This window comes from Streptomyces sp. NPDC002176, assembly GCF_044903645.1.
Taxonomy (GTDB): Bacteria; Actinomycetota; Actinomycetes; order Streptomycetales; family Streptomycetaceae; genus Streptomyces.
In genome coordinates, this window is record NZ_JBJDQW010000003.1 from 177,153 (window position 1) to 191,065 (window position 13,913).

Sequence of the window (13,913 nt, forward strand, 5' to 3'; positions counted from 1 at the left end):
GCGCCGCTCAGCCCTTGCGCCCCCACGCGGAGATCATCGGCGCGGTGGCGAGGTCCATGCCGCCCGCCGCGACGTTGGCGAGGTGGCGGTCGATGTCCTCGTCGGTGGCCAGCCCCGCTTCGACCAGGCGGCCCCGGATCTGACGGACCGTGGCCAGTTCGAGCGCGGTGCACGCCGGTGAGGTGAGCGGGAAGTACGCGTCGGCCTCGACCTGCCGCAGCCCCGCCTCGCGGAGCAGGCGCGGCAGACGGCGGCCGTAGGAGAGGTCGGCGCCGCGCTCGGCGAGCAGCCGACGGAAGCCCTGGCGGAGCCGGTTGGCGAGCCGCTGCTCGGGGCCGTGCTCGTCGGGGCAGGTCAGGGGTTGCAGGGCAGGGTCGGCGTCCTCGATCAGTAGACGGCCGCCGGGCCGCAGCGCGTCGACCATGGAGCGCAACGCCCTTTCCCGGTCCGGGACATGGACGAGTACGAGCCGGGCGTGCACGAGGTCGAAGCCCCGGCCCGGTGCCTCCTCTGCGCCCACGTCGTGGGTACGGACCTCCACCGGCGGCCGGGCCACGGTGTCCAGCCGGGAGGTGTCGATGTCGGTGGCGACCACGGTGCCGGTCGGACCCACCTGCCGCGCGAGCCAGGACACGACGGAGGTACCTCCGGCGCCGACCTCCCAGCAGCGCCAGCCGGGGCCGATGCCGAGGCGTTCGAGGTGGCGGAACGTGGTGGGGTCGAAGAGCGAGGCGAAGGCGTCGAAGCGTTCGCCCGCCTCCGTCTGCTGGTTGTCCAGGAGGTATCCGTCGGAACCGGTCATGTTCCGCATCGTCCCAGCCTGCGCTGTGGCTGGGGCAGCCGACCCTTTGTCCACAGGCGGGAACCAAGCGGAATGCGCTATTCCCACAGGCTTCCCCGACTTTCCTGACGGACTGGCAGACTGATCGCGCAGGACACGAGAGGTGTCAGCTGCGGAGATCCAGGCAAGGAGATCCAGATGTCGATGGCGGGGAATCTGCGGAAAGTCACAAAGCTGAGCAAGGTCGGCGGCCTGCGCAAGGTGGCCGGTCTGGCCCGGCGTCGGCCGCGTGTGGACCTGAGCCACCCGGCCAGGTCGCCGCTGGGTTCCTCGGTCGTGAACTGCGTGACGTATCAGGACGGCATACGCGTGCCGGGCGCCGCCGATGTGGTGGACGCCGTGAAGACGGTCCGCAACACCGGCGCCGGTTTCGTCTGGCTGGGTCTGCACGAGCCGACCGCCGAGGAGTTCACCGATGTCGCCGAGCTGTTCGACCTGCACCCACTGGCGGTGGAGGACGCGGTGGAGGCCCACCAGCGCCCGAAACTGGAGCGGTACGGCGACACGCTCTTCGCGGTGCTGAAGACGGTCTGCTACGTGGAGCACGAGAAGCTCACGGCCACGAGTGAGGTGGTGAACACCGGCGAGATCATGGTGTTCGTCGGCGAGGACTTCGTCATCACCGTGCGGCACGGCCACCATGGCTCGCTGGGCCCGCTGCGCGAGGAGTTGGAGTCGCGTCCGCGTCAGCTGGCCAAGGGTCCTTCGGCGGTGCTGCACGCCGTCGCGGACCATGTGGTGGACGAGTATCTGAACGTCACGGACGCGGTCCAGGGCGATGTCGAACAGGTCGAGACGGATGTGTTCTCGGAGGAGGGCGCGCGGGCCGATCCGGGGCGGATCTACCAGCTCAAGCGCGAACTGCTCGAACTGAAACGGGCCGCGGTACCGCTGGTGCGCCCGGTGGAGGACCTGGCCACCCGGCCGATGAAGGTGGTCGACCCGGAGATACAGGCGTACTTCCGGGATGTGATGGACCATCTGATACGGGCCAAGGACCAGATCGCCGCGTTCGACGAGCTGCTCAACTCGATCCTCCAGGCGCACCTCGCGCAGGTGACGGTCGCGCAGAACGAGGACATGCGCAAGATCACCGCCTGGGCCGCGATCGTCGCGGTGCCGACGATGGTCTGCGGTGTCTACGGCATGAACTTCGAGTACATGCCCGAGGCGCACTGGCAGTACGGCTACCCGCTCATCATGGGGATCACCGCGCTGGCCTGTGCCGTGCTCTGGCGGGGCTTCCGGCGCAACGGCTGGTTCTGACACGCCGGGCGGGTCCCGGTAGGCGGGGTCAGCCGTTCCAGGCGGGGTGCCGTGGGTCGTCGGCGCGCACCAGGACGTCGGCGGTCTCGGCGGGGTCGGTCTCCGTCTCGTAGCGGGCGAAGGCGGGGAGCGTCCAGTGGTCGGTCTCGGGTGTGCGGCGGCGCAGGGCGCCGGATGACAGGAGGACGTGGACGGCCAGGTCGAAGGGGAACCAGTGCCGTAGGAGAAGGGGGCCGTGCAGCAGCAGTACCCCGCCGGGCGGGAGCTGGACGTAGGAGCTGCGGGTGGCGCGGTCGGTGACCGGGTCCCACAGGTCGGGCAGCACCCGCCCGTCGCCTCCGGGGTCCAGGGGCCCGAGGACCTCGCGCCACAGCGCGCCGGTGTCGAACCAGCCGCTGTAGTACGACTCCTCGTCCCGTCTGCCGTGTTCCAGGCGGAGGGAGGCGGGACGCAGGAAGTCCTCGGCGCCGACGACCAGTGAGGGTCGGCCGCGCACCCGGAGTGCCTCGGCAATGCGGACGGCGAGGTCTCCCGGCCGGGCGGCGGGCGCGGCGTCGAGGCCCACACGCGGCCAGGGGCTGCCGTCGGCGGGTTCCAGCGCGAGAATCCGGTCGGCGAGCCGTTCGGCCAGCCGCTCCCAGGTGATCGCTTCGAGTCGCACACGCCCATGATGCCGGGAAGCCGACAGAGGAAGGAGAGGGGGAAGGAGGAGTGGCCCGGCGCCGTGCGGGAGGGCGGGCCGGTGGCGGGGAATGAACCGCGTATGGCACGTCCCGCGCGCGCACGCCGTCCCGTGGACCCACGCTCCCCCGCACCGCCCGACGCCGGGGGTGGCCCGGTGGTGGTCCAGCCGCAGCGGCGCAAGCACTGCGCGGCCTGTCGGCAGGGTCCGCTGGCGTTGCTGGTGCTGGAGGACGGGGTGCCGCGTTGCCTCGACTGCGCGGATCTGGGGCACCTGGTGTTCCTGCCGCGCGGGGATGCCGCGCTGACCCGCAGGGCGCGGGAGGAGAGCACGCTGTCGGCGGTGGTCGTGCGGTTCGCGCGGCGTCGCGGCCGGTACGAGCGCCAGGGCCTGCTGGTGGAGGAGGCCGCGCTGGCGCGGGCCGAGGAGCGGTGTCTGGCCGACGCGGAGGTCCGGCAGCGGCGGCGGACGCGGGACGCGCGGCGGAGGGGCGAGGCGGACGAGCGCTTCGTCGCGGCGTTCGCGGCGGAGATCGGGCGGCTGTTCCCCGGTTGTCCGACCGGCCGGGCGCGGGAGATCGCCGAGCACGCGGGGCTTCGAGGCAGCGGCCGGGTGGGGCGGAGCGCGGCGGGACAGGCGCTGTCGGAGGCGGCGGTGACCTCGGCGGTGGTGGCGTCCGTACGGCACCGGGACACGCCGTACGACGAGCTGCTCATGAGCGGGGTGCCCAGGCGCGAGGCGCGCGACCGGATCGCGGGGGCCGTGGAAGGAGTGCTGCGGGAGTGGCGGGGACCGGCCCCGGGGGCGGTGGCGGAGGCGGTCCGTATACAGGGAGAGGAGTGACGGGAAAGGGGTGACGGGAGTGGAGCGAGGGAGGGGAGGTTCACCGGGGTGGATCGGCGGCGCGTGCGGTGCGGAGGGGTGGTGAAAGGTGCCGTCCGCCGCCCTGCGCGGGGATCGGTGGCGACGTATCGTGGCCGGAAGAACACCGGGACGGGGTCGCGCCCGTGCCGGGCGACCGTCGAGTGACTCCAGCCCGAGATGCCGCACCGGCCCGTGGTACCGCCAGCGCCCCCATACCCCGGTACACGTCCGCGAGGAAGACGCCCATGGCCGATCCCAAGGGGTTCATGAGCACACCGCGCCAGGAGTGGCCGCGGCGGCCCGTGGTGGAGCGGGTCCGGGACTGGGACGAGGTCTATGTGCCGGGGGCGTTGCTGCCCATCGTCAGTGCTCAAGCGAACCGGTGCATGGACTGCGGGGTCCCCTTCTGCCACGACGCCTGTCCGCTGGGGAACCTGATCCCCGAGTGGAACGACCTGGTGGCCCGGTCGGACTGGCGGGCGGCGAGCGAGCGGCTGCACGCGACGAACAACTTCCCCGAGTTCACCGGCAGGCTGTGCCCGGCGCCGTGCGAGGCGGGGTGTGTGCTGGCCATCAACCAGCCCGCCGTCACGATCAAGAACGTCGAGTGGGCGATCGCTGAGCGGGCCTGGGAGGAGGGGTTCGTGCCGCCCCGGCCGCCGGACCGGCTGTCCGGGAAGACGGTCGCGGTGATCGGGTCGGGGCCGACCGGGCTGGCCGCCGCGCAGCAGCTCACCCGGGCGGGGCACACCGTCGCCGTGTACGAGAAGGACGACCGGATCGGGGGGCTGATGCGGTACGGCATCCCCGAGTTCAAGATGGAGAAGCGCTGTCTGGACCGGCGGCTGGAGCAGATGCGGGCGGAGGGGACGCGGTTCCGTACCTCGACGGCGGTCGGGCGGGACGTGCCCGCGCCGGAGCTGCGGTCGCGGTACGACGCGGTGGTGATCGCCACCGGAGCCACGGCGTGGCGGGAACTGGGCGTGCCGGGAAGGGAGTTGGCCGGGGTTCAGCAGGCGATGGAGTATCTGCCGCCCGCCAACCGGGTGTGTGCGGGCGACCTGGAGGCCAACCCCTTCTCGGCGGCGGGGCGGCACGTGGTGATCGTGGGCGGCGGGGACACCGGCGCCGACTGTCTGGGGACGGCGGTGCGCGAGGGTGCCGCGTCCGTGACCCAGCTGGACATCTACGCCCGGCCGGGTGAGGCGCGGGACGCGGAGGCGGAGCCGTGGCCGACGTACCCGAAGCTCTACCGTCTCTCCGGCGCGCACGAGGAGGCGGGTGAGCTGAGGACGGCTCCGGCGGCGGACGCGGACGCCCGGCTGTTCGCGGCGTCCACGCTCCGGTTCACCGGGGACGAGCAAGGGCGGGTGAAGGAGCTGCACCTGGTGGAGGTGGACGAGCGGCGGCGGCCGGTGGCGGGCACCGAGCGGGTACTGCCCGCCGACCTGGTGCTGCTGGCGCTCGGTTTCTCCGGCCCGGACCGCGCGGACGGACTCATCGACCAGCTGGGGCTGGTGACGGAGCCGCGCGGCACGATCGCGCGGGACGGGGACTTCGGCACGAACGTGCCGGGGGTGTTCGCCGCCGGGGACGCGGCGCGCGGGCAGTCGCTCGTGGTGTGGGCGATAGCGGAAGGCCGGGCGGTGGCGGCGGCAGTGGACCGCTATCTGATGGGTGAGTCGTGGCTGGAGGCGCCGATCTCTCCGCACGACCGGCCGATGGCGGTGTAGCCATCGGCCGGACCAGAGGGGAGTGGGAGGGGGTGGGGCGGGGGCGGGGGACGGGGGGGCCAAGGGTGGTGCGCAGAGTCAAAAACAGTGACAGCGGTTCAGGACAGCAGAAAGTCCGCCTCTCCCGCCTTCGCGCCCGTGATGAAGGCGGTCATCTCGGCGGAGGTGTATATCAGCGCGGGGCCGTCGGGGTCGGTGGACTGGCGCAGGGCGATGCGGCCGTCGGCCAGTTTCATGGCCTCCAGGCAGTTGCCGCCGTTGCCGCCGCTCCAGGGCTTGTGCCAGCCCACGGCGCCCAGTTCCCGCGCGGGCATGCCGTTGTAGACGCGGCGGCGCGGATTGATGCGATCCATCACAGCTCCTTGCGGAGATCCCGCAGGATCTCCTTCGTGCGTTGTGCCGTGGCGGCCTGTGCCGCCATGCGGTCCATGACCTCCAGGTGGGTCGCCACCTCGGAGCGCGCGTCGAGGTAGACGGCGCCGGTCAGGTACTCGCTGTAGACCATGTCGGGGAGTTCGGGCATGGCGAACCGGAACAGTACGAAGGGGCCGTACGTGCCCGGATGCGGCCCGTTGGCGAACGGGGCCACCTGGAGCGTGACGCCGGGCAGCGTCGTCGCCTCCAGGAGTTTGTCGAGCTGGGCGCGCATCACCTCAGGGCCGCCGACCGGGCGGCGCAGGGCGGTCTCGTCCATCACCGCCCAGAAGCGGGGCGCGTCGGGGCGGGTGAGCAGTTCCTGACGGCGCATCCGGAGGTCGACGTGGCGCTCGATGTCGTCCGGGCTGGTCTGGCCGATGGCGCCGGATCTGAGCACCCCGCGCGCGTAGTCCTCGGTCTGGAGCAGTCCGGGGACGAAGTGCGGCTCATAGGAACGGATGAGCGCGGCGGCACCCTCCAGGCTGACGTACATGGAGAACCAGCCCGGCAGGATGTCGTGGAACCGCTGCCACCAGCCGGGTCTGTTGGCCTCCTCGGCCAGTTGGACGAAGAGTTCGGCCTCGTCCTCGGGAACGCCGTAGGACTTCAGCAGCAGTTGCAGGTAAGGGATCTTGAGGGAGACCTCGGCCATCTCCATGCGGCGCACGGTGGCGGGGGCGACGCGCAGGACGCGGGCGGCCTCCTCGCGCTTGAGCCCGGCACGTTCCCGCAGGTCCAGCAGGCGGCGGCCGAGGACCACCTGACCCACGGTCGGCGCGGACCGCGGTTCGCTCACGTTGCCACCTCCGACGGAAGGGATACCGGTTGCCTGGGCGGGGATACCTGGTGAAGGAACCCCGACAGCCCTGCGGCGCCGTTCGAAGACGCGTTCGATGATCCGAGTGGATCGTCGACGGTCCCAATTGGCGCCGCGCAAGGTGCTGTTGCGAGCAGTGTGCCACGGCCGTTCATCGCGTCATACAGCACTCTGCATTTTTCAGAGTGACACTTGCCAAGTGTTCACGGCGGGGAGATAGTGGCAAGCGTGATTCCGTCCGCGCCCTTAGGAACAGACTCCGTCGCAGACCGTTCCCGTCTCGGCGTCGCAACGGCACCGGCAGCGGCTCCGGCCGGGGCCGGCCGCCGGTTCCGCTTCGAGCTGGCCGCGCATCCAGGCTCTCCTGCCCAGGCCAGACGCCTGGCACGAGCCCGGCTGACCGGCTGGTCGGTATGCGCGGACACCTGCGACAGCGCGGTCCTGGTCATGTCCGAGCTGGTCACCAACGCCATCGTGCACACCGCGAGCGGTCGTGTGGTGTGCGAACTGCTCGACCACGACGGCCTGGTGCGCATCGCCGTGCGCGACGAGGGATGCGCCCCCGGCGAGCCCCACCCGGCACAGCAGCGGCCCGACGAGGAGCACGGGAGGGGGTTGCTTCTCGTCGCCGCGCTGTGCCGGGCCTGGGGTGCACAGGAGCACGGTACGGGCCTGCTGGTCTGGGCCGAGCTGGAGCGGGGCCCCGCGACGGACGGCCCCACGCGCGCCCCGTCCCACGAAAACACCAGCACCGACACGGCCGCCGAGCCGCGCCACGACCTCGGCTGGGGCGCGCGCGGCAAGCCCGATCCGGCCCGCGCCCCCGGCGAGGGCGAACGCGCCGACACCCCGCGTCACGCACGGGTGCCGGAGCAGTACGCCCGCACCGCCGGGCCCGACGACCCCTGGAGGCGGCCGTGACCGGCGCCGCCGGGCTGCCGCTCGGCCTGGACACCCTGGTCCGCCTCGGACGTGCCCGCCCCGCCCCCGGCCGGCCCCCCGGACCGCCGGTGCCCGAGGGCATGACCACCCCGCTCGGCTGCGACGCCGTCGCCATGCCCGACCGCCTGGCCGCGCTGATCGTCCCCCGGCTGCCCCGGGTGGGCTGTGTGTACGCCGACGGCGGGCGCTGGTGGTGGATCGTCCCGGCGGACTCCGACTACGCCCTGCCCTGGCCCGCCCCCGCCGAGTACGCCGCGGGCGCCCCGGTCCCCGGCACCGCGCGCCTGCTGCGCCGTCCCGCGGGCACGATCCCCTACACCCCGCCGATCCCGCTGTACCTGGCCCTGTGCCGGGTCACCGGCACGACCCCGGACTGGTCCCGGCCCATATCGGCCTGACGGCACCCGCCGTCGGCCCCGCCCCGCGCACCCCCGTCCCCGCGCACCCCCGTACGCCCCCGTCACCCCCGCTCGCGCTCTGCCCGTTCCGGGCGCCCGCGGGGATAGTGGCCGTTTCGGTCACGGCGACGGGGAGGTTCGCGGTGCGGCAGCGGCGGGAGCAGGACGGCCCGGGTGGGGCGGAGGGGCCAGGTGGCGCGGAGGGGCCGGGCGGTCCTCAGGTCTCGGAGTCGGAGCGGCTGCTGTTCGGCGGCCCCCTCCGGTACGACATGGGGTGGAACGAGCACGCCGACGCGTTCCTGGAGCTGAGTTTCCGGTCGATGGTGCGGCGACTGCCTGGCATGCTGGCGTCCAGTCTCCGGCTGGCCCGGCAGGCGGACCCGCGGGCCGCCCGGACCGTGCTCGCCGCCGAGGTGGGCCGGGGTGTGGCCCAGGCGGTCAGCCTGCTGGCCGTGAACAGCGCGCTCGGCAGCCTGCTCACCGGCCCGGACATCGCACACCGGCTGCGCGCGGCCGTGCCCGCCCTCGCGGTGATGGCCGCGATGATGCTGGTCGCGGCGCTGCTGCGGGCCGCCTCGACGTACGCCACCGGGCGCCTGGAGCCCAAGGTGGAGCGGGTGGCGACCGAGCTGTATCTGGAGCGAGCGGCCCATGTGGAGCTGGCCGCGATCGAGGACCACGCCTTCCACAAACTGCTGGACACCGCGCAGTACGGCGCCCGTTCGGCGCGCCACATGATCTCGTACGGCGCGCGGGTGATCAACGCGTGATCTCGCTGATCGCGGCGGCCGGTGTGCTGACCGTGCTGCATCCCGCGCTGCTGCCGCTGCTGGTCACCATGACGCTGCCCAGCGCCTGGAGCGCCCTGACCAACGCGCGGCGGCGCTACGAGTCGTTCCATACCTGGGTGCAGCATGTGCGGGCCGGGCAGCTGATCGGCAGTCTGCTGACCGAGCCCGGTGCGGCGCCGGAGATCCGGGTGCACGGGGTCGGCCCGTTCCTGCTGCGGCACTACCGAGCGATGTCGGAGACGGCGGAGGCGGAGCAGGCCCGGCTGTCCCGGCTGGCGGCCCGCACCGGGCTGGCGGCGGCCGCGTGGACGGGCCTGGCCACGCTCGCCACCTACGCCACGCTGGGCGCGCTGCTGCTGGCGGGGGCGATGGCGCTGTCGGTGGCGGGTACGGCGGTCATCGCCATCCGTACCGGTTCGGGCAGCCTGGACACCCTGGTGCTGGAGATCAACCAGCTGCACGAGGAGGCGCTGTTCGTCGGGGATCTGCAACGGCTGTACGTGGAGGCGGCCGAGCGGGCGATCCCGGTGGGCGGTGAGGCGTTGCCGGAGGAGCCGAAGGAGATCAGGTTCGAGGACGTCACCTTCCACTATCCGGGCGAGTCGGCGCGGCCCGCGCTGGACGGGGTGAGCCTCAGCCTGCCCATGGGCCGGATCATCGCGCTGGTAGGGGAGAACGGTTCGGGCAAGACGACCCTGGTCAAGCTGCTCGCGGGCCTGTACGCGCCGGACCGGGGGCGGGTGCTGTGGGACGGGGTCGACGCGGCGCGGGCGGACCGGCGGCTGCTGGCCGAGCGGGTGGCGATGGTGGCGCAGGACTTCAAGCGGTGGCCGTTCACCGCGCGGGTGAACGTGGCGGTGGGCCGTTCCTCCGTGCCGCTGAGCGAGGAGCGGCTGGCGGCGGCGGTCGCGGAGGCCGGTGCCGAGAAGGTGGTCGCGGGTCTGCCGCGCGGTCTGGGCACGCTGCTGGCCCGTAATTTCACCGGCGGCCACGAGCTGTCCGGGGGCCAGTGGCAGCGGCTCGGGATCGCGCGGGCCGCCTACCGGCGCGGCGACATCCTGATCGTGGACGAGCCGACGGCGGCGCTGGACGCGCGGGCCGAGCTGGCGGTGTTCGAGAAGATCCGGGCGCTGGCGGCGGGCGGGCAGACCGTCGTACTGATCACGCACCGGCTCGCCTCGGTCCGGCACGCCGATCTGGTGCATGTGCTGGAGCGGGGCCGGGTGGTGGAGTCCGGCACCCCGGACGAGCTGCTCGCGCGGGGCGGGGTCTACGCCGAGCTGTACGCGCTCCAGGCCGGGCAGTTCACGGCCGCCGTCCCGGAGCGCAGGCCCGGCTGAGTCTCAGTCCACGCCCACGCCGTCGGCGCCGCGCAGGATCACCAGGAAGGTGTCGGTCGCCAGATCCATCACGACCTCGGCGGGTACGCCTTCCTGCCGTCGCGCGTACGCGAACTCCTCCGCGGGCCACGAGCCGCGCGGGCCCCCTGCGGGAAAGCGTTCGAGCACGGTCCGCCCGTTCACCATCTCGCACCTCCAGTCTCGCGTCGTACTCAACGGAGTCAACGCGCTGGAGGGGGTGATCGCCTCGCCCGGTGACGGGACTGAGACATAGCCGACACCGGTTCACAGCCGAACGTGAGCGTCCGCTCAGTGCTCGTGCACCTGAGTCAGTGCTCGTACTCGTCGTGCAGGCGGAGCCGGTCGCTGCCGTGCGGGTGGCGGCCGAGCGCGGTGAGGTCGAGCAGCCCGGAGAGGGTGCCGAGGCCGTCGAGGGCGTCGTCGTACACCGAGTAGGTGTGGAAGATCCGGTCGCCGTCGCGCAGGAAGCAGCTCAGGCCGGGGCGTTCGGCGGGGGCGCCGTCGCGGTCCACGGTGGCCTCGAAGTCGCGGTTGAAGTCGCTGTGGCCGGAGGAGTACCAGGGCACGGTCCAGCCCATCCGCGCCTTGAACGGCAGCAGGCGGGTGAAGGGGGCGAGCGAGACGGCCGCGAAGGCGGTGTCGCGGGCCCGGAGGTGGGCGAGGTGGCCGAGCTGGTCGAGGAAGGCCGCGCAGCAGGGGCAGCCCGCCGCCTGCCCGGGCGCGAACATGAAGTGCTGGACGACGAGTTGGGCACGGCCTTCGAAGAGGTCGAGGAGGGTGGCCTTGCCGTCGCCGCCCTCGAGGACGTACTCGGTGGAGACCTCCATCATGGGCAGCCGTCGTCGTTCGGCGGCGAGCGCGGCCCGTGCCCGCTCGACGGCCTCCTCCTTGCGCCGTAACTCCTCGCGCGCCGCCCGCCACCGCTCGCGGCTGACGATCTCCGGAAGCGACATGAGCCCTCCTGTCCTACGGTCTGTTCCGGGTACTGACCGTGGACGGATGCACAACTCATCGCCGTGCGGCGGTTTTTTTCCGCTGGAACGGCGAACGGCTACGCGGCCGCGCGGAGCCCGGTCCAGTCCCGGCCCCCGGCCTCCAGTTCCCGCAGCGCGGACTGGAGTTGGCCGGTGTGCCGGGGGGTGAGGCGGCCGGTGTCGTCCAGGTGGACCGCGCAGGCGGTGGTGGTGTCGACGAGCCGTTCCAGCACGGCGGCCACCTGGTCGGTGCCCCGGGTGTGCCGTGCGACGGTGGGCAGTTCCGCGGCGGAGACCGCGATGGCGGTACGGGCCTCGGCCAGCGTGCGGTACGCCTCGCGGCGCAGCGCCCAGCGTTCGGTGTGGTCGCCGGTCTCGGCGAGGACGTGCACGAGGTAGGCGTGCGCGGCGCCCCCGGCGGTGGAGAGCCGGGCCCGGACCCCGGCGCCGTGGCGGCCCGGCATCGGCAGATGGCCGACGATCAGGACGAGCGCGCAGGCCACCAGCGTCTCGGCGATCCGGCCGAGGCACGCCTGCGGCTCCCCGCCGACCATGATCAGGGCGAGCACGAGCACGGTGACGACGGCGGTCAGCGCGGCGAAATGCCGGGTGGAGACGGGCAGCAGCGCGCCGCACACCGTGACCAGCACGATCAGTCCGGCCGGGTGGGGCAGCAGGGCGGCCAGACCGGCGAACACCAGCGCGCCGAGCACGGTCCCGGTGGCCCGGCACAGCACCCGGGAGACCAGCGGGCCGAGGTCGGGCTTGACGAGGAAGACCGCGGTGAGCGGCAGCCAGTACCAGTGCGGGTGGCTGCCGTACCAGCCGGTGTGGTGCAGGGCCTGGGCGATGCCCGCCCCGGCGCCGAAGCAGAGGGCGACGCGCAGCCCGTACTCACGGCCCGCCGTGCCGAACATGGCCCGCAGCGCGCCGCGCAGGCCGCCACGCCTGCCGTGGGTGAGGTGACGGGCACTGCCGGCGCGGTCGAACGCCTCGGCGGCGCGCAGCAGGGCGTCGTCGAGGGCGCGCAGGGCGGGTGCGGCGCGGGTGGGGGCGGGGAGTGGCCCGGCGGCGGTGTTGTCCCGGACGGCGGCGGCGAGCCGCCGGGGGCCCGCCGAGGCCCGTGCGCCGAGCGGGTCGCCCGCCCAGGCGAGGGCGGTGGCGGCCTCGGCCAGGGGCAGCGCGGCCCGGTACCGGGCGTGCAGGCGCCGTTCGGCGGCGGAGGCGGCGTGGCGGCGCAGCCGGGGTCCGGCGAGGGCGTCCTGCGCGTGGTCGAGGGCGGCGGTGAGCGCGGCCCGGCGGGCGGGCGCGGTGTCGGTTCCGGCCGCGTCGAGCAGGGCGGCGACGGCGTCGTACACGTCGGCCACCGCCTGGCGTTCGCCGTCGAAGCGGAAGTCGCCCACGAGGGAGCCGGGGGTGGGCAGCGCGAGGCGGAGCAGGAGCAGCCAGAGCGCCCCGGCGAGGAAGGCGAGGGCGCCCTGCCAGGCGGGTGGTCCGGCGGGGGTGCCCGCGCCGACCGCGGCGGTGACGAGGAGCTGGGTGCCCGCGGCGGAGGCGACGGGGCCGATCGCGCTGATCGAGCCCGCGGCCAGGCCGAGCACGGTCAGCGCGAGGGTGAGCGGTACGGCGGACAGGTGCTGGCCGCCGTAGGTGCCCGCGAGCAGGCCGAGGGCCCCGGCCAGGGCGGGGGTGCCGAGCCGGTCGACGGAGGCGCGCCTGCTGCCGGGGCGGTCGTTGATCCCGGCGAGCATGGCGCCGATCGCGGCGAGGACGCCCAGGGCGGTGAGTCCGGTGAGGACCCCGGCGAGCAGCAGCGGTCCGGCGGCGAGGGTGCCCCGGACCACCGCGTTCCAGGGCACGGGGCCGCGCTGGGCGCGGAAGGCGTGGGCGAGCCAGGGCGGAAGTGACCGGACGGCGGGGCGCGACACGGGGCTCCTGTTCGTACGAGGGCGGGGGCCTTCGGACGACGGTGGCCGAGTGGGGGTCACTCCAGGGTAGAGCTTGGCGCGGTGGTGGGTGCGACGCCCGGGTTTCGGGGAGGTGAAAGATGCCCCGGTGGCGTGAGCAGGATCTCCTCCGCCTCGGTCACCGCGCGTACGAGGGTCTCGGGGGTGAGGGCGCCGGTCACCCGGTCGATCCGGCGGAGTCCGGCGCGTTCCAGCAGCCGCTTCTCGTTGGTGATCCACTCCCCGCGCTCGGCGAGCACCGCGTGCGCGGCCTGGGCGGCGGCGGTGGCGAGGGCACCGGCGACCTCGGTGAGGCGGCCGTGCGGGGCGTGGTTGGCGCGGGCGTAGCCGAGGGTGGCGCGGGCGGTGCCCCGCCAGCGTTCGGGGGCGGTGCGGCGCAGCGCGTCGGGGTAGGCGGCGGGGCGGGGCAGGGTGCCGCGCAGCACCTGGTTGACGGCCAGCTCGGCGACGATCAGATACGTGGGAATCCCGGCGAGGTGGAACAGCAGAGGCTCGACCCGGAAGCGGCCCTGCTCCGCCTCGGCCAGCTCGTGCTCGACGCAGTCGAGATCCCGGTAGTGGACGTCGACCCGGCGGCCGTCGATGGTGAGCCACGCTCCGCCGTTGAACACCCCGCCGCCCCAGCCGCCGATCTCGGAGACCTCGCCCTCCCAGCCGAGGGCGCGCAGGTCACCGGGGTCGAAGCCGCCCCGGTAGTAGACGGCGAGGTCCCAGTCGCTGTCCTCGGTGTGCGTGCCCTGGGCCCGCGAGCCGCCGAGCGCTACGGCCCGGACGGCGGGCAGCCCGGCGAGGCGGTCGGCGGTGGCGGAGAGGAAATCGGCGTCGGAGAGGGCGGGCACGGTGCTCGCTTTCTGTCGTCG

13 protein-coding genes and 1 pseudogene are annotated in these 13,913 nt (G+C 73.7%); 6 read left to right on the forward strand and 8 right to left on the reverse strand.

The features are described from left to right. Positions 1–7: 7 nt before the first annotated feature. On the reverse strand, positions 8–802 hold the full coding sequence (locus ACI2LY_RS14595) for a methyltransferase domain-containing protein (RefSeq protein ID WP_404707457.1): 795 nt from the start codon (positions 800–802) through the stop codon (positions 8–10). Positions 803–979: 177 nt separating this feature from the next. On the opposite strand from ACI2LY_RS14595, the gene ACI2LY_RS14600 reads away from it, so the two are divergent. Then, positions 980–2,107, forward strand: coding sequence for a magnesium and cobalt transport protein CorA (locus tag ACI2LY_RS14600; protein ID WP_404707458.1), 1,128 nt, complete (start codon positions 980–982; stop codon positions 2,105–2,107). Between the two features lie 28 nt (positions 2,108–2,135). On the opposite strand, the gene ACI2LY_RS14605 is transcribed toward ACI2LY_RS14600, so the two are convergent. Next, positions 2,136–2,768, reverse strand: a complete 633-nt coding sequence (locus tag ACI2LY_RS14605) for a uridine kinase (RefSeq protein WP_404707459.1) — start codon at positions 2,766–2,768, stop codon at positions 2,136–2,138. Positions 2,769–2,870: 102 nt separating this feature from the next. Here ACI2LY_RS14605 and ACI2LY_RS14610 point away from each other — a divergent pair, with 102 nt between their 5' ends. Continuing rightward, positions 2,871–3,632, forward strand: a complete 762-nt coding sequence (locus ACI2LY_RS14610) for a DUF2293 domain-containing protein (RefSeq protein ID WP_404707460.1) — start codon at positions 2,871–2,873, stop codon at positions 3,630–3,632. A gap of 266 nt (positions 3,633–3,898) precedes the next feature. Next, positions 3,899–5,386, forward strand: a complete 1,488-nt coding sequence (locus ACI2LY_RS14615) for a glutamate synthase subunit beta (protein ID WP_404707461.1) — start codon at positions 3,899–3,901, stop codon at positions 5,384–5,386. Between the two features lie 98 nt (positions 5,387–5,484). Here ACI2LY_RS14615 and ACI2LY_RS14620 read toward each other — a convergent pair whose 3' ends face one another. Both ACI2LY_RS14620 and ACI2LY_RS14625 read right to left on the reverse strand, forming a co-directional pair. Continuing rightward, the gene (locus ACI2LY_RS14620; protein WP_404707462.1) at positions 5,485–5,739 is read right to left on the reverse strand and encodes a DUF397 domain-containing protein; all 255 of its coding nucleotides are present in this window, start codon (positions 5,737–5,739) and stop codon (positions 5,485–5,487) included. After that, on the reverse strand, positions 5,739–6,599 hold the full coding sequence (locus tag ACI2LY_RS14625; protein WP_393911287.1) for a helix-turn-helix transcriptional regulator: 861 nt from the start codon (positions 6,597–6,599) through the stop codon (positions 5,739–5,741). Before ACI2LY_RS14625 ends, ACI2LY_RS14620 begins: the two co-directional genes overlap by 1 nt. Positions 6,600–6,839: 240 nt before the next feature. Between ACI2LY_RS14625 and ACI2LY_RS14630 the strand changes: the two genes are divergently transcribed. The 3 genes and pseudogenes from ACI2LY_RS14630 (at position 6,840) to ACI2LY_RS14640 (ending at position 10,091) form a co-directional block, all read left to right on the forward strand. Beyond that, the gene (locus ACI2LY_RS14630; RefSeq protein WP_404707463.1) at positions 6,840–7,541 is read left to right on the forward strand and encodes an ATP-binding protein; all 702 of its coding nucleotides are present in this window, start codon (positions 6,840–6,842) and stop codon (positions 7,539–7,541) included. Beyond that, positions 7,538–7,960, forward strand: coding sequence for a hypothetical protein (locus ACI2LY_RS14635; RefSeq protein WP_404707464.1), 423 nt, complete (start codon positions 7,538–7,540; stop codon positions 7,958–7,960). The genes ACI2LY_RS14630 and ACI2LY_RS14635 overlap by 4 nt, the downstream gene beginning before the upstream one ends. 269 nt (positions 7,961–8,229) lie before the next feature. Continuing rightward, positions 8,230–10,091 (forward strand): annotated as a pseudogene (locus tag ACI2LY_RS14640) (ABC transporter ATP-binding protein). Positions 10,092–10,094: 3 nt separating this feature from the next. On the opposite strand, the gene ACI2LY_RS14645 reads toward ACI2LY_RS14640, so the two are convergent. The 4 genes from ACI2LY_RS14645 to ACI2LY_RS14660 form a co-directional block, all read right to left on the reverse strand. Beyond that, positions 10,095–10,277, reverse strand: coding sequence for a hypothetical protein (locus tag ACI2LY_RS14645; RefSeq protein WP_404707465.1), 183 nt, complete (start codon positions 10,275–10,277; stop codon positions 10,095–10,097). Between the two features lie 143 nt (positions 10,278–10,420). Next, positions 10,421–11,065: a DUF899 domain-containing protein gene (locus ACI2LY_RS14650; RefSeq protein ID WP_404707466.1), complete on the reverse strand. Its 645-nt coding sequence runs from the start codon at positions 11,063–11,065 to the stop codon at positions 10,421–10,423. A 98-nt stretch (positions 11,066–11,163) separates the two neighbouring features. Next, on the reverse strand, positions 11,164–13,014 hold the full coding sequence (locus tag ACI2LY_RS14655) for an FUSC family protein (RefSeq protein ID WP_404707467.1): 1,851 nt from the start codon (positions 13,012–13,014) through the stop codon (positions 11,164–11,166). Between the two features lie 56 nt (positions 13,015–13,070). After that, positions 13,071–13,892, reverse strand: coding sequence for a nucleotidyltransferase domain-containing protein (locus ACI2LY_RS14660; protein WP_404707468.1), 822 nt, complete (start codon positions 13,890–13,892; stop codon positions 13,071–13,073). Positions 13,893–13,913 lie beyond the last annotated feature (21 nt).

Excerpts from the sequence above, each read along its gene's own strand:
- ACI2LY_RS14645 (WP_404707465.1), bottom strand. The coding sequence starts at position 10,277 with ATGGTGAACGGGCGGACCGTGCTCGAACGCTTTCCCGCAGGGGGCCCG.
- ACI2LY_RS14595 (WP_404707457.1), bottom strand. The coding sequence starts at position 802 with ATGACCGGTTCCGACGGATACCTCCTGGACAACCAGCAGACGGAGGCG.
- ACI2LY_RS14610 (WP_404707460.1), top strand. The coding sequence starts at position 2,871 with ATGGCACGTCCCGCGCGCGCACGCCGTCCCGTGGACCCACGCTCCCCC.
- ACI2LY_RS14650 (WP_404707466.1), bottom strand. The coding sequence starts at position 11,065 with ATGTCGCTTCCGGAGATCGTCAGCCGCGAGCGGTGGCGGGCGGCGCGC.
- ACI2LY_RS14615 (WP_404707461.1), top strand. The coding sequence starts at position 3,899 with ATGGCCGATCCCAAGGGGTTCATGAGCACACCGCGCCAGGAGTGGCCG.
- ACI2LY_RS14600 (WP_404707458.1), top strand. The coding sequence starts at position 980 with ATGTCGATGGCGGGGAATCTGCGGAAAGTCACAAAGCTGAGCAAGGTC.
- ACI2LY_RS14620 (WP_404707462.1), bottom strand. The coding sequence starts at position 5,739 with ATGGATCGCATCAATCCGCGCCGCCGCGTCTACAACGGCATGCCCGCG.